This is a genomic window from Porphyromonas crevioricanis (genome assembly GCF_900167225.1).
Taxonomy (GTDB): domain Bacteria; phylum Bacteroidota; class Bacteroidia; order Bacteroidales; family Porphyromonadaceae; genus Porphyromonas; species Porphyromonas crevioricanis.
In genome coordinates this window covers 1-22,691 of the sequence record NZ_FUXH01000022.1, presented here as the reverse complement: position 1 = coordinate 22,691, position 22,691 = coordinate 1, and the positions used below count along the sequence as shown (strand labels likewise).

Here is a 22,691-nt window from a genome sequence, read left to right as displayed (position 1 = left end):
ATAAAAGTCGACCGTTCCTTGCTTGATTACTACCAGAAACTGACGACTTTGTACGGACAATTTCGCAGCGTCGGGGTGAATTACAACCAGACTGTGGTCGCTCTGAAAAGCAATTTCACGGAGAAGGAAGCCTTGCGATGCTCACCCAGTTGGAGAAACTGACACTTGAATTAGCAATAATCGGAGGTGAAATCGTGCAACTGACTCGTGAATTTCAAGAGAAATGGCAACATCGACAGTAACCATTTTACATCGTACTGTTCTTTATGGATGAAAAAATCAGGCTTCCATCTCGTTTGGGGAAGCCTGATTAACCTTTTGATGGCGATTACCGCTTTTTGAACTTGCCGCCCTTCAGGTCGCTTTCCTTCATTCGCCTGTTCAGCTTCTCCCTAAGTTCGTCAAGGAAATAGGTGCGGCTGTCATCCTTGCGGCGTTTCATGTTCATGTAAACATTGTAGCAGTTCTTGATTTCTACTCCGAAGATTTCAGAAAAGGTGTCTGCCAGTTCTTCTATACCGATTTCACGACCGTTGATACAGTCACAGGTGTCGAGTGCGTAAAGCAATTCAACTAAATCTGTCGCTTTGCCTGTCCAACGGAGTTTCTTGGCTGGTTTGACGGGCAAAGCAGGAAGAAACCCCTGTATTCGCATATTCAACAGTTCCAGTTCTGTATCAATGACAGACAATAGCTCTGCCACATTTTTCCCCCGCCCTATCCGATGAGGGTTTCTCTTGCAGAGATTGCAATCGGAAACGGGTATAACGAAAAATACGGAGTACAAAAATGTTATCGTTCTCTTCCGTGTTCAATTTAATGATCTCTTTTATCAAGTTATCAGTTGCATTCCGCTGCTCGTCAGCGGATGAATCATTCGAAGAAAGAGCCCTGAATGAAAAAGTTTTGACTAATCTTTCCATACACATTTGATTTGAATTATTGATTGAGATAATAGCAAAGTCAACTGTTATTTCATGAGCCTTTTGTAGAAATCTTCTTTGTAAGTATTGCCGATACTGATTTCATATTTTCCGATGAATACGTCGTTGGTGTCGAACGATTCTATTTTCTCTAAATTCACAACATAGGATTTGTTGATGCGGAAGAAAACAGACGGAGGCAGAAGTTCGTGGATAGTGCGCAGGTACATCTTGGTAATGATGCGTCGATTTTCTGTTTGTATGATTACATAATCCTTTAAGCCTTCTATAAAGAGGATGTCGTCATATCTGATTTTGAAATATTTACGTTCTGATTTCACGAAGAAGAAATCCACATCTGCCTCCACACTTTCTTTCTCTGCATTGATGAGTAGGGTATGATAGGCAGAAACCTTTTCCACTGCTTTACGAAAACGTTGTTCCTCGATGGGTTTGACGAGGTAATCGGTAGCGTTTACCTCATAGCTGTCCAATGCGTATTCGGAATAGGCTGTGGTAAAAATGACAAGTGTTTGTTGCGGGATTTTACGGGCAAAATCAAGCCCGTTTGTTCCGGGCATCTCGATATCAAGGAATATTAAATCCACAGGATTATCTTTTATGTATTCAGTCGCAGATTCTGCAGACTCAAAATTGCCGACAAGTTCCAGCATTGGACTCTTGTGTACCAACCTTTCCAATCCTTCTCGGGCGATAGGTTCATCATCGACGATGATACATTTTATAGGTTCACACATAAGCATACAGTATATTTATTTTCTTCTTCCGTAATGGATAAGGTATAAGACTTTCCGAATAGCAATTCTAGTCTCCGTTTGATGTTTTTCAATCCCAAACCTCCGTAATGATTCGATGTACGAGAAGCAGCCTTGGTGTTTTCGCATCGGAAGTGCAGTTGGTTTCCGGATGCGGCAAACGTGATGTGTATGTTTGTCTTTCCTTTGACTTCAACACTATGCTTGACTGCGTTTTCTACAAAGGGAATAAACAGTAATGGATATATGGATATATCTTCCACCACGCCTTCTGTCTTGATTTCGTAATACAAGTTTCCTCGACGTGTACTTTCCAGTTCCAAATAGTCATGCAAGAAGGAAATTTCATTCCGTATCAGAACTTTTTCTTGCGAGGATTCGGACAACTGATAGCCCAACAAATTTTCAAGCCGGGAAAGAATGGCATATGCCAGTTGTGGTTCTTGCTCTGCTTTAATGTTGGCATTATTGAGCGTGTTGAAAAGAAAGTGCGGATTTATCTGGCTTTTCAGTTGTTGCAATTCTGCTTCTGCCGTTGTCTTTTCCAATTCCGATACTCGACGGCTGTTTTCAGCCCAGCAGCGAAACAGTGGTACTACTGAAGTAGAGGCTATCATTAATCCCAGCAATAACATATTTCCCGCGATATTGAAACAAAGAGAGGTCAGCCTGTAACTTTTGGGAACATCGTACAGGGTGTTTTGCACCAGTATGACAAAAAGCATCAACAGAAATACGCACAAACCGATGGAAGCGAAATATCCTGACAACTTATTGCGCAACAGGAAATGAGGAACCAGCAGGCGGGCGTTGATATATACGGTGCAGGTGAAGACAATGAAATATGCCATCCATTCGTAAAACCTTGCATTCGTGAACCGTCCGTGTACACTGCCAGTGTTATAGACCATTTCCATTGTCAAGATAACTATAATGCAAAGTAAAAGCAGGTCTCCCATTCTATGGAATCCTCCTGTTTGGATTTGTGTTCCAATCTTTTTATTTATCTCTTTCAATAATGCCATTCGATTCTTTATGTTTATTAATTCCCAAAAACTTTATCGGAAAATTTCTTGAAAAGCTTAGGAACTCTTCAAACTCGTTTTGTGTGGGGCGTTTTCTGGTCTTCTTGAAATGGTAAAAATTCGCTTACCCGTTTTGGGAGGATTGCTATTGTTTGTACAGGTACAGACAAGCGTGTCGGCGCATATTTCAATCTCAATTTCCATTCGTTCTTTTTCCGGTGAATTGAATAGATGTTCTTCTACAAACGATAGTAACGTCAATGGAAGAATGAAATAAATACCAGTCCTCATTTGGCAAGAGAGTGTGAAATCGGCGAGAGCCCCGCACTTCTTTTCCAAATTCAGGTAGTCTTTAAGGATTTTGATTTCGGAATTGAGTGGTACAACTGGATTACTGCAATCGTATAGGCGATAGCGTACAATCCGGCTCAGTGTCAATAATAGCGGAGATACTTCCAGAGGTTCGGTCAGGCATAGTGCAGCTGCTTTTCTCAATTTAGCCAAAAGAAATTCCGATCCGATATTGTTTCTCAAATTTTCCAACTCAACGGTTAGCCTGCGAGTTTCGATTTGTTCCTCCATTTCAGTCATTTGAATCCAATGTTTGTAAAAGACGATTACGGTAATACTCGTCACCGACAATGTCAGTACCGAGAAATCGGAGAAGAAATCGACTGCTTTATTGCGTCCGTCAGAAAAAAAAGAATATGGACCGAAAGGTATTTGATACTTAAAATGAATGTAATACTCCAAGCCGATATTCGCTATCACGAATGTGAATATTGCAGCGAGCAAGACAGCTGCATATTGCACATACCTTTCTTGTTGTAGCAATTTAGGAATGAAGATGTACATATTCAGATATATCAGCAACAGATAGGCTACTATATACGCAAATATAATTCCACAAACATCTCCGCCTCGAATCTGTTCTCCATAGGTAATAAAAATATGGTTTGCGGAGATAATGCCGATGGAGATGATAAGCAGGAAATGGCGAGTCCATCTGTATTTCTTCTCCATAAGAAAATCATATAATACGCTTTGTTTCTTTCTCTCTTGCATATATATCTACTATTACTTTTTTGCCAAGTCTTCCATTATTTCAAAACACAATGCGTCTACATTTTTCGCATGAGGATGCAGAAAAGAAACATTGGAAAGAATAATGACTCCACTCTTTTCATTCATATCAAATACCATAGAGGAAGAAAAACCGCCCGTACCACCATTGTGCCAATATAAATCGTTTCCGTTATCTGCCTTTACGATATGCCATCCAAGTGCTACGCTAAGTTTGTCGTTTACTTTGAAAGTCGGTTTTCTTGTCATTGCAAGTTCTTTGTTGCCCATATCAAATTGAGCCTCTAAAAAACATGCCATATCGTTTGCAGAAGAAAGAATACCACCGGCTCCTAAAAACACATCCGAATCCCATATCCAATTGCCGATAGGAACACCTGTGCGGCTTATTCCTTTGACAAGACCGGTTTCTACCAATCTTGCATCTGTATATGAATTATTCATTTTGTACTTTTTGAAGATTTTATTGGAAACGAGTTCCGTGAAGCTGCATTTTTCCATTTGGCATAATGTATATCCCAACAAACCTGTTCCCAAATTTGAATACAGATATTCTTTCCTATCGGAAGAACAACATAATTGCAGCTGATTTCTGAGGTAATACTCTAATTCAGAGTCGCTGTATTTCTGAAAAGGATTTTCCCGCTCTGCTTTTGTACTGTCTGCCAGAAACTCTGAAAGTTGCAAATTGGAGGGATTTTCTCCCAATCCGGATGTATGATTTGACAGGCTTTCAAAAGTTATCCGCACATCATCCTTGAACGTATAAGGGTAAAATTTGTTTATGTCGTCTGTCTGTTTAATCTTCCTTTCAAGTATTGCATCGGCGAGTAATGTCGCCGTAAAGACTTTTGAAATTGAGCCAATCTCAAAAACCTTATCTTTGTTCTCAATATTTCTAATCGTGTCATTTTGCTTTATCATTCCATAAAAATGGGATATCCCATTTTTTATGAGCACGATGGACAGTTGAGTTTCATTAGACAAGTCCTTTGTCTTTTCAAATATTTTTCGCGTCAGGTTTTCTCTCAAACCTGTTAAATCATTTACGACATTCTGTGAAAAAGTTATTCCATGTCCAAACAGGGTTATCAAAAGGAATAGCGCGAATTTTGTTGTCATATAATCTTATAATGTATTAAACGTTATACTTGAGCATTTATTATAATCCGTATCGGATACCTATTGAAAAATAGGGAGATACGCCGAAATGTGGGTAGTTGTCTTTGCTGCTGAAGAAAGCTTTCAATGTCCGTGAACGAAAATAAGCTTCTCTTGATGCAACAATTCCTCCGACAATGGGGATAGAAATATATTGCCCAATTCTGAACTCTGGTTGAATACCTATATAACCATACTGCATCACGAAATACTTTTTGCTGCCGTTTTTTTCTACTGCAGCCATAAGCCCTTTGGATTCCGCATGTATTCCAAGACAGAAACTCTTACTAAATCGTGTGCTGATTTCTGCCTCGAATGTATTATACATGGATAATTTGAATTTGTATTTTCCCTCTATTTTCCAATTCAGATATAAGGAGGGAAAAACCATCGGATATCCCAGCACATTATTCAACGCAATGCCAGCTCCCCAATCCAAATTCTTGTTTGCGTGTCTAATAAATAATACACCTCCCTGACCGAGAAATGAGCTGCCTGACAATTTATTCAGATCAGAGGTGTACATTCCTGCTCCTAAAATGGCAAGTATAGACCAATTCTCATTAAGCGGTCGCAGATGCATAATTCCCGTTTGGGCATTCATAAGTTCTTTCTCTGTAAAATCCGACGGCATTTCTTTATTCTTCATGGAAGCGTATGTACCACCCAAAGCAACAATCCAAGCCGTCAGTCTCCCGTTTGCGTTCTTCCTTATGTATAAAGGAAGTTTCACTGAGCCTTCAAAGGTCTGTAAGTTTCCTTCACCTCCGATTTTATTGCCATTCTCATCTTTATATACAGACGGAGCAATATATTCCGACTTTAATTGAATCTGGGCAAACATATTCGCTTTTCCCGATAATAGGAATAGCATGAAAATATATACTCTGAGCATTTTTTGTTCCATAATAGTATTATTTCAATACGAAGATATCGTATAAAACAATCAGGTTTCAAGAAAATAGACAAATTATAGGTTTTCAACATGCAAAATGGGGTATTTAAATATACTAACATTCTTCTTCATACTTAGTTCCACCATCCGTGTTTGCTATGATACACAATTAGTGGAGGAAAAAGTATTTTCATTCTCAATAAGTTTGCTAATTATCCTTTTTCGGAAGAGCTTTGCCTGTGGAGAAGGAAAGCGAAACGACAGCATCGTTACCATTTCAATGTTATATAAATCCACCGCACCGCCCTTAAACAATAATGTTTGCATCACCTCATCTTCCCTGAGTAAGCCCTCTTTGAAGATAGATTTGACATGATTGTTTACCTTACCGAAGAATACACCAAATAAGGTGGCTATTTCGCAAGCCGACATCCAAACGGAAGTCGCAGGAACGTGTACATTCCCATTCTCCTCAATAGTTATGATTTCTCTTTTCATAGTATATTTCAATATCCATTGTTCTTTCTTCTCTCGATCAGCCTGTCCATATCCTCCGCTATCTTCTTCTCTGAAATCTTCGCATAGGTCTGCGTACTGCTGATGGAAGCGTGCCCCATCATCTTGGCAATGCTCTCCGTACAAATTCCCTCGGAAATCAAAAACGAGCCGAAGCTGTGCCGGGCTTGATGGTAGGAGAGGTTTTCCTTCCGCCCGATGATGACACCGAGTTCGTGTATCTCAAACCACATCATGTCTCTGCTTGGCAAAGGGAAGACCGGCTGCGTATCATCGGTCGTATTGTACAAATCAAGTATCTGCTCCGCTATCGGATGCAGGGGAATGAATGACTCTACTTTTGTCTTCTTGCGGTTGATGCGAATGTATCTTCTATCGTCGGCAGTCCGCCCGATATGGTGTGGATACAGCAGCTGGGTATCAACATAGGCAAGTCCCGTAAAACAGGAGAAGATAAAAGCTCTGCGAGCCAATTCCTTCAATGGATCATTCGCTGGCAGTTTCAGTTCCAGCAGTTGTTTGAGTTCCGCTTTGCTGATGTGCATTCGTTTGGAGGGCGGTTTCTTCTCATACTCCAACTCTTCCAAAGGATTGGCACGGATAATCTCATGGTCTACGGCAAGATATATCAGTCTGTTCAGCCAACAAAGGCAATGGTTGGTCTGCGATGCCCCGAAGTTCTTGTACCGCTTCAGGTAGACCTTATATTCCTGTCCGAATTCCTCGGTGATGTCCGAAAAGGCAATATCCGTGTTGCCTTTCGAGTCCAAGAACTCACGGATATAGCTCTGGTAATACCGAGAACTCCTGTAGGTCGAAGTGGAGTCGATTTCCTTGGAACGGAGGGCAAGGCGTTCCCGTTCCCTTTCTCCCATTTGGAGCAGATGGGTAGGAATGACCGCCTGACCTGCTATCCTGTTTTTCAGCAGTTCGGCACTGACCACACCCTGCTCTTTGAGCATTTCATCATAGAGCCGCTCCGCATGTTTGCGGAACTCTTTCAGGCGGTTGTTCGTCCGCACGTCCGCGGTCTCCGCCTTTTGGGCATTCCACTGTTTGGGATTGCAGGAGATACCCGTGGTTATAACTGTACTTTTCCCGTCGATGGAAATTCGGCAAAGTACGGCGGTCGTACCGTCCGCACGGACTTTGTTTCGGTTGATGTATAACAATAAAGAGAATGTACTGCGCATGGTTGTTTCATTGTTTTTTGATTTTCACTCTGTTTTCTATATGTCTGTGTGTTTATAATATGAGTTTCAAATCCTTTGTTGCTTCGATGTATTTGTCCATATCCTCGAAAAGCTTCTTGGGCGTAACCTTCGCATAGACCTGCGTAGTTTGCAGGTTGGAGTGTCCCAACATCTTGCAGATGGTCTCGATAGGAACGCCGGCTTCCAAGGTGATCAGTGATGCAAATGAATGTCTGCCGGCATGGTAGGTCAGGTCTTCCTTAATGCCCGCAAGAACCGCAAGGCTTTTCATCAGACGGCGTAGATTGGGATGGTACAGCATCGGAAAGAGTGTCGGACGAGCATCATCCCTGTACTTCTCTATCAGGTCAAGGGCTTCGGGCAGCAGCTTGACACAGGCACGAAGCTCGTTTTTCTTGCGGCGGTATTTGAGCCACAGACTGCCGCTGTCATCCGTAAACAGGTTATCCCGTGTAACGGAAACGGCGTCGGCATAAGCTGTTCCGGTATAGCAGGCAAAGAGAAAGAGATCTCTTGCCAAGATATGGGAAGTGCGATGTTCAGGGATTTCTAAGTCACGGATTTTCTCAAAGGATTCCCGGCTTAGGGCTTTCGGTGTTTTCTCCTTTTGTTGGGGAAGGCTGAAGTGGGCGAAGAAGCATCTGTCGGCATGTCCCTCCTTGTAGGCTTTTCGGCATACCTTCTTGACGATAGCCAGATAGTGCCGGCAGGTATCTATGGCAAGTCCTTTATCATCCAAGATGAAACTCTGATAGTCATGAATGAACTGCTCCGTCATCTGACCGAAAGCGACGTCTTTGATGCTAAACTCCTTTTCGATGAACTCCGCCAAGGTTCTCCGGGTATAGAAATAGGCAGGGTAAGTTCCCTTTGCACGGTCTATCCCGATACGCTTTCTCAATTCCTCACAGACGATGTCCGTCATTCCCAACAGGGTCATCTGCGTTTCAAGGCTTCCTTGAAACAGGTTTTTGATGGCTTCCGCATCGAAGTCTGCTTTTCTTTCCGCAAGCGTGTCGAATGCCGTGTGGATGGAGAGCATCAGCTTGTCCAGCTTCGCATTGGTCTCCACGGCTTCATGGCTCTTACCTTTCAGACGGCTTTCACGAGGATTCCACAGGTCGGATGTGCAGGAGATTTTGCAACTGAATTGCACCATCGAACGATTGACGGTGATACGTCCCATAATGGGCGCTTTGCCCGACTTGTCGGGTCTGCTCTTTTTGAGGTAGAGCAACACCTTGAATTTTTCTATTTTCATACGCTTTAATTTTATGGGCAAAATTACCCGTTGTTAAAGCGTTCTTTGATAAGCAAAACGTTGTAGAACAGAGAGATAGAACCAACTCCAGAAAAATCTTTCCTTTTTCCGTTACCTCACCACACTAGGGAAACCAACGGATAACGGTTTGGTAACCGAAAGGATTCAATATTCCGTGTCGAACTGCTTTCCTATCATACTCGCAGAATATAGAAAATCGACTAATTCACAACACGTTACAGGTTTATTCTCTACATTCTTCCAATTCCTCGAATGGAAAGTATTTTCCATGTGGCACGGCATACCTTTGCCACAATCATCTGTTTGGAGAACGGCTTGCCGATTGAAACGGTGAGTAAGATGTTAGGACATCGCTTTATCAGCACCACAGAGCTATATGCCAAGGTCAGCAAGCAGAAAATAGCCAAGGAGATGTTACCACTGATGGGTAGCGAGCAGACACAAACGCTTCGCAAGGCTCTGCGAGTTTGCCCACCACGCAAGCGAGCCACAGCCAGCGAAGCCGAGCCGTCCACCGCCTAAGGTCGTCTTCATTTCGGGCAAAGGTACAAGGGCGGTCTGTTTGCCCATCAAGGTCAAGTCCTGCGGAGGGAGGGAAGAATCTCCACCGCAGGACTTCTTGTATTCTGGCGGTCGTATTCCTTCCCTCCCACCTTGCTTGGCAAGACCACCCTTCGTGGAGAAAAGCCCGAACGAATACGACATACTCAGGCTCTTTGGACGTAAGCAAGGCTTAAAGCAGAGCATGATCTGTTTGCTCTTTTATAAGGCGAGCCTTAATAGGCTCAATTACCTCATTCTCGACAAGTAGGAACGAGCCGACTCCTCATCTCATTACCGCAAGTAAGCCCTTTCTTAGACTGCTCCTTTGCCTGCCTTTTCCCTCGTTTTCCTTGTCCCTCACCAATCCCTTGAGCGTTGCACTCTTAGCCCTAATTTTGCCTCCAAAAGAAAAGGCAAGCGAGAGCATCTGCCCCGACTTGCCACCATATAAAAACGCAAATTAAAACCAACCGAAGCAATGAAAATTATCATCGTAGAGGGCAAAGCGTGGGAACTGCTCCGCTCCTCCTTTACCGACTTCATCCACCGCACGGAGCAGCTCATCGGCAATCCCCCCGAAACAGAATCGTGGCTCGACAATGAAGCCGTCTGCCGTAGGCTGAGCATCAGCAAGCGAACCTTGCAGACACTCAGAGATACGGGCAAAATCCCCTTCTCTATGGTCGGACACAAGTGCTACTACAAAGAGAGCGATATCACGGAAGCACTGAAGGCACAAACTGAATGAATGCACTATGGCAGAGAATGAAATCATCACAAGTGAAAACCCTCAAATGAAGCTATTTACGCAGATGATGGAGGGCGTATTAGCCAAGCTGGAGCGTTATTGTGCCTCGGCTCGCCCGATGTTAGGCGGTGAGGTTTTCCTCACTGGCGAGGAGGTCTGCGAGCTACTCAAGCTCAGCACACGAACGCTCCAAGAGTACCGTAGCAACGGCACATTAGCCTATTACAAGATAGGAGGTAAGATACTATACAAACAGAGCGACATCCAAGCGATGCTCGAAAGGCATTATAACCCCATTCTAAGAGTCAGAAAGTAGGTTGAGACCGACTCAAGTCAGCATAGACTTAGGTCAGTTGGTCAGTTAGTCTATTTAGACCAACCACCAAAGTAACCTCTAAACTTAGCTTTGAAGTCGTATAATGACCTCTGAAATAACCTCTAAACTCAATCTTGAAATTATAGAACAAGCTATGAACTCAAGAACTATATGACCAACTGAATGCTGAGCCATCAGCGATTGAACCTACCCCTCTTTTGTGCATAGCAAGGTGTGTCTTTGTCGGACAAATGGCAATTTGTCCGACAAAGACCCTTGCCCCGAAAGGGGTATCAATCACTCCAAAGTCGTGATTAAGAAACAATGAAACCAATGAAAAGAAAGAAGACAGACAAGCCAGACGGCAGATGTGCCACCTGCCCACGATGGGACAGATGGCACATCAAAATACCCAAGCCCGAAGACCAACAGAAGCTCATCGAACTATACCGAAAGTCAGGGGCGAAAACCAAGAGCCACTACGTCAGAGCTCGGCTATTAAATGAATCCTTTAAGGTCATCACACAAGACGAGTCCGCAGAGCCGTATCTAAGAGAGCTGCGCAACATCATCACTAAATTGAGAATCATCGGTGTGAGTTACAACGAAGCCGTCAAGACACTCAATAAATATCACACGGTCGCCACAGCTCAAAGAATGATACACCAGCTCGAAATTTGCTCCGCAGCTATCATCAAATTACAAGTACAAACGATACAGCTGACAATGGATTTTGAGAATCGAGCTAAACAGACTACCAAGTAATAACCTTATCCACAATCGCCTGCTGTTCGCTGGCGGTGCGTCGCAAGTAAATCCGAGTGGTCTCGATGCTTTCATGCCCCATTAGGTCTGCCAACAGAGCAATGTCATTGAATGCCTCCAAGAAATTCTTGGCGTACCTATGACGGAAGGAGTGTGGGTAAACGACATTCGTATTTAGTCCATAACGCTCAGCATAATTCTTGAGCTGCTGGGCTATGCCCCGAGTCGTAATACGCTCTCCAAAGCGATTGCGGAAGATATAGCCTGTGGTTTGCCCAGTCGTTTCAAACCATCTTTCAGCATCTTCCCTTAGACGCTTCGGTATAAATAAACGTCTAACTTTTCCCCCTTTGGAGTAGATATCAAAGTATCCGATGCGAACATGTTCAACTTTGATCTGAATGAGTTCACTCACACGTGCTCCAGTAGCCGTGAGGAAGCGTACTACGAAGTACCACATCAGGTTCTCTTCTTGTTTGAGTTTCCTCTTGAGAAAGAGATAATCAGCTTGGCTAATTACATTTTCTAAGTAGGTGCGTTGCTGAACCTTTACTGATTTTAGGCGAAACTTGGGCTTGCCAACATGCTCCAAGAACTTATTTAGAGCTTGGATGCGAAGGTTCACAGTTTTGGGTTTGAATTGCTCTATAACATTCGCCTTGTATAAGAGCAAATTTCGCTTGTTTAGTGTTCTGTACTTGGAGAAATAGTCATTAACAGCATAGAGATATGCTGAAATGGTATTCTCCGCCATGTTGCTCTCTCTGAGAGCGGTTTTGAATGATTCTACCATAATTATAATCTTTGATTTCAGAGAATATTCTCTGTTATATATTATGGTAGGGGGCTTTGCCTAATTCCCATTATGAGAAGTTTACCCTCACAGGTGAGGTCAAGTGTATCGATGATGAAATCCCCTTTGACCTACCCAGGGGCTGGGAGTGGTGTCGGTTAGGAGACGTGGGAGATTGGGGTGCAGGAGCAACACCTCTAAGAAGCAATCCTGAATTCTTTGGAGGGCGCATTCCTTGGCTCAAGACTGGAGAATTGAATTATGATGTTATTTTTGAGACAGAAGAACATATCACAGAAAAAGCCTTACAAGAATGCTCTCTAAGGCTTTGCTCTCAAGGTGACATTCTAATAGCTATGTATGGAGCTACTATAGGAAAACTCGGAATTGCTGGGATTGAGCTAACCACCAACCAAGCCTGTTGTGCGTGTACTCCTATTCTTTTCTATAATATGTTCTTGTTTTATTATTTAATGGCAAGTAAACAAATTTTCGTAGAGCAAGGAGAAGGAGGAGCACAACCTAACATATCTCGAATTAAGCTGGTTAGCCATCTTTTCCCTATGCCACCTCTTGCGGAACAGAAGCGCATTGTAGCGAAGATTGAAGAGTTGATGCCACTCGTAGAGCAATATGGCAAGGCACAGAGTGAACTCGAAATGCTCAATAGCAATATACGAGAGCAACTCAAGAAGTCTGTACTGCAATACGCCATAGAGGGCAAGCTCGTACCACAATGCGAGGAAGATGGCACAGCCAAAGACTTACTTGCAGAAATACAGGCAGAGAAGCAACGCCTCTATGCCGAGGGCAAGCTGAAAAAGAAAGACCTTGCCCACAGTACCATCTTCCGAGATGAGGATAACAAGTATTTCGAGAAGAAGGGAGAGCAAACTACATCTATTGATGACGAGATACCTTTCGACATACCTGAGTCTTGGAAATGGGTAAGACTTGCTGATCTTTCCGTCTTTTTATCAAGAGGCAAGTCTCCTAAGTATTCAGACATTAAGCAAATCCCTGTTTTTGCTCAAAAATGCAACCTTAAATCTGGTGGCATATCACTTGATGAGGTTAAATTTTTAGATGCTTCGACATTACCTAAATGGAAAGATGAATACAAATTGAGGCATCAAGATATCCTTGTTAATTCTACGGGGACAGGAACTGTTGGTCGTGTTGGAGTCTTCTCTGAATCCCTATTAGGAGATTACCCTTTCATCGTTCCTGATTCACATATATCCGTTGTTCGACTTTCTTCAGCTTGTAATCCACTGTATATATTTGAAGTTCTCTCTTCGTATGCAGTCCAAAACTATATTGAGGACAATCTTGCAGGGAGCACAAATCAAAAAGAACTCTACATCGGGACACTTGGCAGAGTTCTGCTACCTCTTCCTCCTCTCGCTGAACAGAAAAAAATAGTTCATAAGATAGAGGAAGTAGCAAGTATTATGAGCAGATAGGGAAAAGTATTACCTGTATCGATGATGAAATCCCCTTTGAAATTCCTCTCTCATGGAGATGGGTGAGAGCCAAAGATATTGTAAAAATCAATCCGAAGAATGAATGCGCAGACGATACGATAGCCGCATTTATCCCTATGGAAAAGATAGAAGCTACATTTCTCTCACAGTTCTCATATACAAAGGCATACTGGTATGAGATTAAGTCTGCATTCACTCATTTTGCAGATGGAGACATTGCTTTTGCCAAGATTACTCCATGTTTTCAGAACAGAAAGTCTATGGTCTTGCAAAATCTTCCCAATGGCATCGGGGCAGGAACGACTGAGCTAAAGGTGCTCCGTCCTTATGGGGAAACGGTACAACCTTTTTTCTTGATGTATTTTCTCGAAACTCCATACTTTGTTGAGAATGCAAGCTTCAAAGGAACGGCAAATCAACAGCGTATCCTTGTTGGATACTTAGAAAATAAGTTGCTACCATTACCACCTTTGAGAGAGCAGAGGAAAATAAGCAACACAATAACAGATTTTCTGCGCTTACTTGAATGATAGAGGGCTATTATTCACCCTCTATCAACTCAAATATATTTTCAATTGCTTGTGTAATTCTCTGTTGTTCTCCTAAAGCTGGTATGGGGAGTAAAGCCAGCCCCAAACGTTCTTTCCCGATATTATAAAAAGCTTGCCCGGACTTATTGGAAATTGACCTCAAAAACTTAATGAGCAAAGGAGTGCTTAACAATGATTGTAGATATATGGACAGAACGTCCATATCCTTATATAGGCGGAGCGTGAATACAAAGCCTCCGACAGCCGTATCTTGAATATGAGAAGCGATTCGTACCATCTTGCCGATATTTTCTAAACTTGTAACTGCAGGTGTAACAATATCATTTTTTCTCAATAGGATGCTGTTAGGGATTTTATCCTTGGGAAGGAATATATCATCTGGTTTGTATAGCAACTTTCGAGGAAGTATGTTCCCACCTCGAAGAATTCGGACTCCAGATATTTCACCTATGGTTTCCTCCTTTCTAAATGTCGCTCCAGTAAAAATAAAGCATATCTCCCTCAACCGACAGAAGCTCCAACTATTAGGTAAATCATAAGGGACTTCTTCCGTTATATCAAAGATTTCTTTCCCTATCTGCTCATAATACTTGTTATCTTCACCTCGGAAGATGGTGCTGTGGGCAAGGTCTTTCTTTTTGAGCTTGCCCTTGGCATAGAGGCGTTGCTTCTCTGCCTGTATCTCCAGAAGGAGGTCTTCGGCAGTACCATCTTCCTCGCATTGAGGCACGAGTTTACCTTCTATAGCGTATTGCAGTACGGACTTTTTGAGTTGTTCTCGGATATTGTTGTCGAGTGCCTCAAGTTCGCCCTGTGCCTTGCCGTACTGCTCTACGAGTGGCATTAGTTCCTCAATTCTTGCCACAATGCGTTGCTGTTCTGCAAGAGGAGGTGCTGGCACAAGAATATTTTTTAGCTTATTTGCAGATAATCCAGGCATGGCTGTCCCAACGGAGGTTAGTTGATTGCTTTCTTTCAGTAGATAAAGGAGATAGAAAACATATTCGCAAATTCCCTTAACACAAGGTCGAAGTCTATGAAGATGATTCTGAAGGCAAATATCGTAATCTTTATTCCATATTGCAGAACGCCCATAACCAGCCCCACCCTCACAGACGAGTAAGTCACCCTTAGTTGCTGAAGAAGATTCAACCTCAAGGTCTGTAAAGTTCATAACTTTAAGGATATTAAGGTCAAAATATCCCCAATACACATTAGAGGTTGTAATATATTCTCGAAGATTCCCTCCTGAATTATTGGTGGAACTTTGTTGTTTGCCACTTGCGTGTAGGAAAATCTCTCCGAGCCGTGTCCACTCCCAGCCCTTTGGGAGGTCAAAAGGTATCTCGTCATCGATGCACTTGACCTCTCCTGTGAGGGTGAACTTCTCATAATGGGAATTGTCCTCACCTCGGAAGATGATAGAAGGGTTCTTTTCCTTCTTTATCTTCTTTTCCTTGACAAGGCGAGCTTTCTCTTCTCGAATACGTTCAAGAAGAACAGATGCTGGCTCATCGTTTGGGTCTTGAGGCACAAGCTTTCCTTGTATTGCTTGCTGAAGTATGGATTTGCGTAATTGGTCTGCGGTCATAATTGATTGTCTTCAAATTCGGCTACCCATTCTTTGACTTTGCTTTGGAGCATCTTCTTGTCTGGAAGGTAGAGCTGATAAGCTGATGCGTAAATGTTTGCATCTTGAGGGAGGGTAAGCTCTACAAGTGCATCGCTCTTATATTCACAAAGCAGTATGCCGACCGTAGGCTTCTCAAAGTCTTGCTTGATGTATCGGTCGAAGTAATTGACATACATCTGCATCTGCCCAAGGTCTTGATGTGTAAGGTCTCCTATCTTGAGGTCTACCAACACATAACATTGTAGCAGGCGGTTATAAAATACGAGGTCTACATAGAAATGCTTTTCATCGAATGTGAAACGCTTTTGGCGAGCTTCAAACAAAAAGCCTTTACCCATCTCCAGTAAAAAGGATTGCATTTTACTGATAATGGCTTGCTCCAGTTTCGACTCAGTGTAAACAGCATCGGGCTTAAGTCCAAGAAACTCAAGTGTGATAGGGTTTTTGATTATATCTGACGGTTTCTCTATTGTTTGCCCCTCGGTAGAGAGTCGCATCACTTCGTTTTTGTCTCGGCTTAGAGCTAACCGCTCGTAAAGGCTACTACCAACCTGTCTATTTAGTTGTCTCTTTGACCATTGTTGTTGCACACATTCTATTTCATAGAAGTTTCGAGCTGCAGGGTCGTCTACTCTCATAAGGATGAGGTAGTGTGACCATGAAAGGCGAAATGCCTCTTCTCCTTCAATTGGATAACCAGTGGTTAGCCTTTCTGAGTAGACTTTATAAAATTGCCGGATGTTTTTAAGGTTCGCATACGACCAACCTGCCCCAAATCGTTCAGTAAGTTGCTCGGAGAGCGATTGTAAGAGCTGTTTACCATATTGAGCACGCTCTGCTCCTTGTTGCTCCTCTTCAACAATATACCGACCTATCTGATACTTTGTATATACCTCTGCCAGATTGATAGAAGTGAGTACACGCCCCCGAGCCTCTTCTATAACAGAGACAACTCGATGAACGAGTGCTTCAAATCCTTTGTGTTCTGTATTGCTTAGCTCGCTCATTGTTCTGTCGTATTGATGTCTATCCCTAAGATACGCTGCACCTCTGCTAATGTTTTGTCTATCTCATGCTCAAGGGCAAGACGACGCTTATAATAGCTTTCGAGCAGCTCGGCAGGAGCAAGTATCTCTTCCTCTTCCTTGGGGAATTTACACTGGTCGAAGTTACAACTAAGGGTCAAAAGGTCTTGGGCAGAAAAGGCGCGAGCCTTTTCATCTTTTCCATCTTCGCTGACTATTTCTGTACGATTGTGCCACCATGTTCTGAGCGGTTCACAATGTTCAGAACGCATCGGTTTGGTTTTGGAGAAGTGTTTGTAGCCCTCGGGCATATCTAAACGATAAAACCAAGTCTTTTGGGTACAGAATCCTTCTTCCGCCCCTTCAGCTTGCTCATTGTTAAAAAAGAGGATATTCGTTGCAATGCTCGTATAGGGAGCAAAGATGCTTCCTGGGAGGCGCACTATCGTGTGTAGATTAAACTCTCTCAGGAGCTTCTCCTTAATGGCTAACTTAGCATTATCTGCCCCAAACAAGAAGCCATCAGGGAGGATTACAGCAGCTCTGCCAGACTTTTTGAGGCGATACATAATTAGTACCATGAACAAGTCTGCTGTTTCGCTGGACGAGAGATCAGAGGGAAAGTGTTGCTTGATGTCGTTCTTCTCACTGCCCCCGTAAGGTGGGTTCATCAGCACAACATCAAACTTATCTCCTTCAGTATAGTTAAGTACATCCTTGTTCAGTGAGTTGTCGTGTAAGACAAGAGGTGCCTCTATACCGTGCAGAAGCATGTTTGTCACACAGAGCATATAGGGAAACTGCTTTTTCTCGATACCGTATATGGAGTTGGCATATTCCTTTTGGGCATCTGCGGTATTGGTCTCCTGCACTTTCTTGTCAAGGGCTTTGAGCCAACTGGTAATAAATCCTCCTGTACCGCAGGCAAAGTCTGCCATCTTTTCGCCAATCTGAGGATTTATTATTTCAGCCATAAAGTCGGTCAAAGCACGAGGTGTATAAAACTCTCCTGCAGAGCCTGCCGACTGCATCTCTTTGAGTATTGTCTCGTAAATTTCTCCAAATGCGTGGCTTTCATTGTAATCGCTGAGATTGAGGTCGTCTATGATATTGATGATTTGCCGAAGCAAAACACCATCTTTCATATATTGGTTGGCATCCTCAAAGGTGGTACGCACGATACGACTTCGTACAGGTGTCTCTGGTGTAACTTCCAGCGACTTTAGCGTAGGGAATAGGGTATTATTGACAAAGCCCAGCAAGGCATCAGCAGTTAATGCATTGCCGTCCCCTTCGTCCTTAGCCCACGAACGCCAACGACATTCCCCTGGGATAAAAGACTGATAATTGTCTTCGTTAAATTCCCAGTCATTCTCTTTCTCATCGTATATCTTGAGGAAAAGCATCCACGCAATCTGTTCGATACGCTGAGCATCACCATTGATACCTGCATCGTTACGCATAATGTTGCGAATGCTTTTTACAAAATTATTGAGTGCCATATCTTATGCTATGCTGTATATAAAGGTTTCTAATTCTCTGACCGCTGAGTAATACTGCGCCTTGCCACCAAAGAGCTTCGCAATATGGGCGGGTGTCCCCATTTGGCGGAACGGATCAAGCTGGAGTATTACTGGGTCTTCTAATTGTCTAATGCCACCAACAGTATATTTCTCAAGAAGTGCTTCCAATACCTTGCGAGCTTCGTTGCCGTACTTATTGAAAATATCACGCTTCTTGACCTGCTCTGCACGCTCCCTCCGTGTCAGAGGCTTTTTCCCATAGGCGATATGACAGATAAAATCAAAGTCATCTACGTCACTCAGCCCTTGCTCTTGTTTTAAGGCTTTTAGGTCAATACCACTTTCCTCTAAGGGCTTGGTTATTTCCTCCTTCTTCTTTGCCTCATTCCATCGTTGGATGAAATCATCTAAGTTGGCATAGGTCTCATTGATGTTTCTTTTCGTATAGTCGGTTATGCTTTCCGTGCGGAGCAACTTTCCGTTTGTGTCGTAGACAGAAACTATGCTTTGTAATACTCGGACTTGACAGCCGTCCCTATTTACTATCGATTTCTCGACCTTAGGCTTAGGAGGGCATATACAAGGGTTCTGACCGCAGATATCACAGGGGCAAACACACGGAGACTGTCCACAAGTGCCACAAGGCTGAGGAGGAGTAGGCGTGTCTTTGGGGGGATAGTTATCGTCCACCTCTATTGGTCCATCCCAATCTGGGTCAGCAAAAAGGCGTGTAACATTACGGAAGTCCATAATGGTAAAATGCGTCTTACCGTCTTTTTCTCTAATACGAGTACCACGTCCTACTATTTGCTTAAACTCTGTCATTGAACTGAGACGTTGGTCCAGTACAATAAGTTTGACCATCTTGCAATCAACTCCTGTAGATAGCAACTTGCTTGTAGTGGCAATGACTGGATACGGAGACGACACAGAGATGAAATAATCAAGCTTAGACTGCCCGTAGTTATCGCTTCCTGTGATACGTACTACATAGTCAGGGTTCTTCTTGCACATATCAGCATTAGCATTCACTAAAGCAGTCCGCATATATTCAGCGTGTTGTTCATCTGCACAAAACACAATAGTCTTAGCCATACGGTCTGTGTGCTTGAGAAACTTGGTGATCTGCTCGGCAACTTCCCGATGACGGTCTTGTAGAATGATGTTGTAGTCGTAGTCGGTGTTGTTATATATCCTATCGGGGATTTCATTGCCGTTGATGTCTACCTGTCCTTTAGTAGGACGCCATTCGTCTCCTATGTTCGTAGTGATATTTACCACCTTGAACGGAGCTAAGAAGCCATCTTCAATGCCTTCTTTAAGACTATAAGTATAAAGCGGTTCTCCAAAGTAGGATATAGATGACTGATAAGCCGTCTCTTTTGGGGTAGCAGTCATACCCAGTTGCACAGCTCCTGAAAAATAGTCGAGTATCTCTCTCCAGTTACTGTCATCTTTGGCACTACCTCTATGACACTCGTCCACGATGACCATATCGAAAAACTCGGGCTTAAAGAGTTCTTCGTATTGTTTCTTTCCACCCTGTCCTATGAGTTGCTGGTATAAGGCGAAATAAACTTCATAAGCAGTAATGCCAGAGCCTTGGTCTTGCTGATAGTTTACCTTATGAATCGTTTTATTCAAGGGCTTAAAATCTTGCTGTATCGATTGGTCCACAAGAACATTGCGGTCGGCAAGATAAAGCACCTTCTTTACAAGCCCAGCTTTTAGCAAGCGATACACAATTTGAAAAGCCGTATAGGTTTTACCTGTACCCGTTGCCATTACGAGTAGAAGTCGCTTTTCCCCTTGTGCGACAGCATTAACAGTCAAGTTTACTGCATTGCGTTGATAGTAGCGAGGAGGGAATATATCTTGCCCTGTACAATAAGGTTGCTCAATAACTTTAAGCTCATCCTCAGAAAGTCCCTTCCCCGAGTGGCTCTCTTGAATAAACCGTTGATATAATTCTTCTTTGGTAGGGAACTCGTCCATTGAAAGGCTTCTCTCTTGTCCTGTTAGGAAGTCATACTCTTGAAACCCTTGTCCATTAGAACTATAGGCAAAGGGTATCTTCATCATCTCGGCATATGCCTTAGCTTGCTGTAAGCCATAACTAATCGTATGCTTGGCATCTTTTGCCTCGACTACGGCTATTGGTGTTGCTTTGTTGTAGTAAAGCATATAGTCGGCATACTTGGGCTTGCTCCGAACTACGAGATTACCTTGAAGGTTCATTTTACCATCGGTAAGTTTGACCTTCGCTTCCATTGATATATCATCAAAAGACCACCCCTTAGCCATTATCTGAGGGGTTATGAATTTAAGTTTAATATCTTCTTCTGACATATTGAGCATGTTGTCCATAGGCTTCCTATAAGTTTGTATTATGAGAAGTTTAGCACCATAGTCAAAGCATAAACACAGACTATTTACTTTGAAGGTCTAAGGAGTTCTCGCACATCCACATCCAAAGCATCGGCAACCTCAAGGAGGCTTTCCAATGAAGGCTGCACCTTATTAGAGACCCAGCGAGATACAGTATTTTCTGTACGCCCTGTCTTCTCTGCAAGCCACTTACCAGATACTTGCTTTTCTGCTAATACTGATTTAATCCTATTTATAGCCTTCATCTGTTGATTTGCTTTCTAAAATTGTGGAGTTCACCTACAAAGGTACAACAGAAATAGGCTTATAAATGAAATATTTAGGGAATTATTTAACATACGCAACGATTTTCTTCGATTTCAGTCGTTTTTCATCGGATAATCAGTACCTTTGCGAGTAAGAAGTAAGGGATATTTGTAAAGTTGCAAAATCAAGAAGCAAGAAGCACCTCGCTCGTTTCTTATCCGTTCCCCTTAGCCGAGTAGACACATGATTATATACTCAATATCAATCCATTAACCCTCTTCAATCCGATTTTATGCGGAAATTACAGAATACAACTTTCGGAAAAATTGCTCCTAATCTGTGTGGAAAATCCCTACCTTTCGCAGCAAGAACAGTAATAAAAACCTCTATAGCCAATGAACTTCGGCGATTCTTATACACATCAGAAGAGCACTTTCCCTCCCTTAAATCCAGTCAAACCTAAAGTTCGCTTCGATGGAGAAGAGTTTCTATTCGAATCTCTGACCCTCGAACAGCCCATGAACTCATGCCACCACTTTGAGGTCGTTCGCGAATACCTCTCACAGGACGAGCTCTGGAAAGAGACTCCCGAAAAGCTCATGAGCCTGATCGGAGCTAGAACGCTGATCCGATTCGAACATCTCACATCCAAAGATTCGTACGAATTCTCCGGATGGGTGACCGATGTACGCATCGATGCATGGGAAAATGACGGGATAGGAAGCAGTTTTTTTCGACATCGATCGAATCGTGTCAGGATCATCGGACGTGGTGACGCCATGAGTCTCGATGGAGCACCGGGTATGCACTCTTTCGTCGATCGACAGTTGACGGATATCGTTTCCGAGGTAACAAAGGAGGCTTACTTTAAGGTCGAATGCAATCCCCGCTACAAAGGAGTATTGCCTTATGCAGTGCAGTACCGGGAGAGTGGCTTCGAGTTTCTTAACCGACTCTCCCGTATATATGGAGAGCCTTTTTTCTACGATGGTCGTACTCTCTTCTTCGGTGCGCCACACACGGCAGACTGCGAAAAACTCTTTTTCGACAGTGATATCGTTAGTCTGCGCACTTGTGCCTCTGCCATTCCTCGAAGATATGCCCATTACGACTACGTTGCGGCCGATGACAAATTCCTGCGCTTCCCTTCCGATGAGCCTGTTCCCGGAGGTAATCCGTTGATCGAAAACATTGCCCGCCGGTCGGATCGTCTGTTTCCCGAGAAAGGAACTCTACCCTCGAATTCTCCGGTCTATACCGAATTCAACCTGTCGGATCTGGCTGCACAGCGAGGGGCGGATGCCGTGGGGCGGATGCTGCGAATAGAAGGAACGACCAAGACCTGTCGTCTGCGTCTGGGTGGAGTCATAGATGTGTTGTTCCCTGAACGCATGGATGTTCCTGCCCTCGGAAAATACCGCATCACCTCTTTGTACCACCGGATTGAGAAGAATGGGGACTACACCAATTGGTTCACAGCCTCGCCTGCTCTGATCGACTGTGTACCTGAAGCCTATGCCCCGGAAGTAAAAGCTTATCCGGAGATGGCTACCGTTTCGGACAACAAGGATCCGAATGGACAGGGACGGGTCAGGGTGCAGTTCGACTGGCAAAAACCGAAGGGGTTGTCTACGAACTGGATCCGAGTTCAGACTCCCGATGCAGGTACGAGTGGCACGGTTACAGCAAACAGAGGATTTGTATCGATTCCGGAGGAGGGCGACCAGGTGATGGTCGGCTTCGAATATGGCGATCCCCATCGCCCTTATGTCACGGGCAGTCTCTTTCACGGCAAAAG

General features: G+C 43.4%; 20 protein-coding genes and 3 pseudogenes. 8 read left to right on the top strand and 15 right to left on the bottom strand.

Features of this window, described 5'->3' with window-relative positions; genetic code table 11:
• Positions 1-242: pseudogene (locus tag B5D48_RS09290) on the top strand (plasmid mobilization protein); the annotation flags it as partial.
• A gap of 86 nt (positions 243-328) precedes the next feature.
• Here the strand turns inward: B5D48_RS09290 and B5D48_RS08785 are convergent.
• The 9 genes and pseudogenes from B5D48_RS08785 to B5D48_RS08740 all read right to left on the bottom strand — a co-directional run bounded on the left by B5D48_RS08785 (position 329) and on the right by B5D48_RS08740 (position 8,854).
• Complete coding sequence (locus tag B5D48_RS08785; protein ID WP_042120202.1) at positions 329-655, bottom strand: RteC domain-containing protein; 327 nt, start codon at positions 653-655, stop codon at positions 329-331.
• Between the two features lie 315 nt (positions 656-970).
• Complete coding sequence (locus B5D48_RS08775; RefSeq protein WP_200805335.1) at positions 971-1,669, bottom strand: LytR/AlgR family response regulator transcription factor; 699 nt, start codon at positions 1,667-1,669, stop codon at positions 971-973.
• On the bottom strand, positions 1,666-2,724 hold the full coding sequence (locus B5D48_RS08770; RefSeq protein WP_023936823.1) for a sensor histidine kinase: 1,059 nt from the start codon (positions 2,722-2,724) through the stop codon (positions 1,666-1,668). Before B5D48_RS08770 ends, B5D48_RS08775 begins: the two co-directional genes overlap by 4 nt.
• 57 nt (positions 2,725-2,781) lie before the next feature.
• Positions 2,782-3,747, bottom strand: coding sequence for a histidine kinase (locus B5D48_RS08765; protein WP_042120197.1), 966 nt, complete (start codon positions 3,745-3,747; stop codon positions 2,782-2,784).
• 54 nt (positions 3,748-3,801) lie between these two features.
• Positions 3,802-4,929, bottom strand: a complete 1,128-nt coding sequence (locus tag B5D48_RS08760; protein ID WP_023936827.1) for a serine hydrolase domain-containing protein — start codon at positions 4,927-4,929, stop codon at positions 3,802-3,804.
• 40 nt (positions 4,930-4,969) lie between these two features.
• The gene (locus tag B5D48_RS08755) at positions 4,970-5,875 is read right to left on the bottom strand and encodes a DUF6268 family outer membrane beta-barrel protein (protein WP_023936828.1); all 906 of its coding nucleotides are present in this window, start codon (positions 5,873-5,875) and stop codon (positions 4,970-4,972) included.
• 122 nt (positions 5,876-5,997) lie between these two features.
• A pseudogene (locus B5D48_RS08750) lies at positions 5,998-6,361 on the bottom strand (hypothetical protein).
• An 8-nt stretch (positions 6,362-6,369) separates the two neighbouring features.
• On the bottom strand, positions 6,370-7,572 hold the full coding sequence (locus B5D48_RS08745) for a site-specific integrase (RefSeq protein WP_042120198.1): 1,203 nt from the start codon (positions 7,570-7,572) through the stop codon (positions 6,370-6,372).
• 52 nt (positions 7,573-7,624) lie between these two features.
• On the bottom strand, positions 7,625-8,854 hold the full coding sequence (locus B5D48_RS08740) for a site-specific integrase (protein ID WP_042120199.1): 1,230 nt from the start codon (positions 8,852-8,854) through the stop codon (positions 7,625-7,627).
• Positions 8,855-9,139: 285 nt separating this feature from the next.
• Here B5D48_RS08740 and B5D48_RS08735 point away from each other — a divergent pair.
• From B5D48_RS08735 to B5D48_RS08720, 4 genes and pseudogenes are all read left to right on the top strand, one after another.
• Positions 9,140-9,397 (top strand): annotated as a pseudogene (locus B5D48_RS08735) (tyrosine-type recombinase/integrase); the annotation flags it as partial.
• A gap of 499 nt (positions 9,398-9,896) precedes the next feature.
• Positions 9,897-10,166 carry a helix-turn-helix domain-containing protein gene (locus tag B5D48_RS08730; RefSeq protein WP_023940028.1) on the top strand — a complete coding sequence of 90 codons (270 nt, stop codon included), beginning with the start codon at positions 9,897-9,899 and terminating at the stop codon, positions 10,164-10,166.
• A gap of 7 nt (positions 10,167-10,173) precedes the next feature.
• Complete coding sequence (locus tag B5D48_RS08725; RefSeq protein WP_023936844.1) at positions 10,174-10,482, top strand: helix-turn-helix domain-containing protein; 309 nt, start codon at positions 10,174-10,176, stop codon at positions 10,480-10,482.
• Positions 10,483-10,815: 333 nt separating this feature from the next.
• Positions 10,816-11,247, top strand: a complete 432-nt coding sequence (locus B5D48_RS08720; protein WP_023936846.1) for a plasmid mobilization protein — start codon at positions 10,816-10,818, stop codon at positions 11,245-11,247.
• Here B5D48_RS08720 and B5D48_RS08715 read toward each other — a convergent pair.
• Positions 11,237-12,040 carry a tyrosine-type recombinase/integrase gene (locus tag B5D48_RS08715; RefSeq protein ID WP_023936847.1) on the bottom strand — a complete coding sequence of 268 codons (804 nt, stop codon included), beginning with the start codon at positions 12,038-12,040 and terminating at the stop codon, positions 11,237-11,239. The genes B5D48_RS08720 and B5D48_RS08715 overlap by 11 nt on opposite strands.
• Before the next feature lie 56 nt (positions 12,041-12,096).
• Between B5D48_RS08715 and B5D48_RS09285 the strand changes: the two genes are divergently transcribed.
• The gene (locus B5D48_RS09285) at positions 12,097-13,506 is read left to right on the top strand and encodes a restriction endonuclease subunit S (RefSeq protein WP_042120200.1); all 1,410 of its coding nucleotides are present in this window, start codon (positions 12,097-12,099) and stop codon (positions 13,504-13,506) included.
• Between the two features lie 137 nt (positions 13,507-13,643).
• A complete protein-coding gene (locus B5D48_RS08705; protein WP_369491558.1) occupies positions 13,644-14,057 on the top strand; it encodes a restriction endonuclease subunit S in 414 nt (137 codons plus the stop codon).
• A 10-nt stretch (positions 14,058-14,067) separates the two neighbouring features.
• On the opposite strand, the gene B5D48_RS08700 is transcribed toward B5D48_RS08705, so the two are convergent.
• The 5 genes from B5D48_RS08700 to B5D48_RS08680 all read right to left on the bottom strand — a co-directional run bounded on the left by B5D48_RS08700 (position 14,068) and on the right by B5D48_RS08680 (position 20,892).
• Positions 14,068-15,669, bottom strand: a complete 1,602-nt coding sequence (locus tag B5D48_RS08700; RefSeq protein WP_023936852.1) for a restriction endonuclease subunit S — start codon at positions 15,667-15,669, stop codon at positions 14,068-14,070.
• Positions 15,666-16,718 (bottom strand): PDDEXK nuclease domain-containing protein, encoded by a 1,053-nt coding sequence (locus tag B5D48_RS08695; RefSeq protein ID WP_023936853.1) that lies wholly within the window; start codon positions 16,716-16,718, stop codon positions 15,666-15,668. The genes B5D48_RS08700 and B5D48_RS08695 overlap by 4 nt, the downstream gene beginning before the upstream one ends.
• Positions 16,715-18,238 (bottom strand): class I SAM-dependent DNA methyltransferase, encoded by a 1,524-nt coding sequence (locus B5D48_RS08690; protein WP_023936855.1) that lies wholly within the window; start codon positions 18,236-18,238, stop codon positions 16,715-16,717. The genes B5D48_RS08695 and B5D48_RS08690 overlap by 4 nt, the downstream gene beginning before the upstream one ends.
• Before the next feature lie 3 nt (positions 18,239-18,241).
• Positions 18,242-20,626 carry an EcoAI/FtnUII family type I restriction enzme subunit R gene (hsdR, locus tag B5D48_RS08685; RefSeq protein WP_023936857.1) on the bottom strand — a complete coding sequence of 795 codons (2,385 nt, stop codon included), beginning with the start codon at positions 20,624-20,626 and terminating at the stop codon, positions 18,242-18,244.
• Between the two features lie 65 nt (positions 20,627-20,691).
• Complete coding sequence (locus B5D48_RS08680; RefSeq protein ID WP_023936858.1) at positions 20,692-20,892, bottom strand: helix-turn-helix domain-containing protein; 201 nt, start codon at positions 20,890-20,892, stop codon at positions 20,692-20,694.
• A gap of 396 nt (positions 20,893-21,288) precedes the next feature.
• Here B5D48_RS08680 and B5D48_RS08675 point away from each other — a divergent pair.
• A partial coding sequence (locus B5D48_RS08675; protein ID WP_042120639.1) for a phage baseplate assembly protein V occupies positions 21,289-22,691 on the top strand: 1,403 nt, incomplete at its 3' end.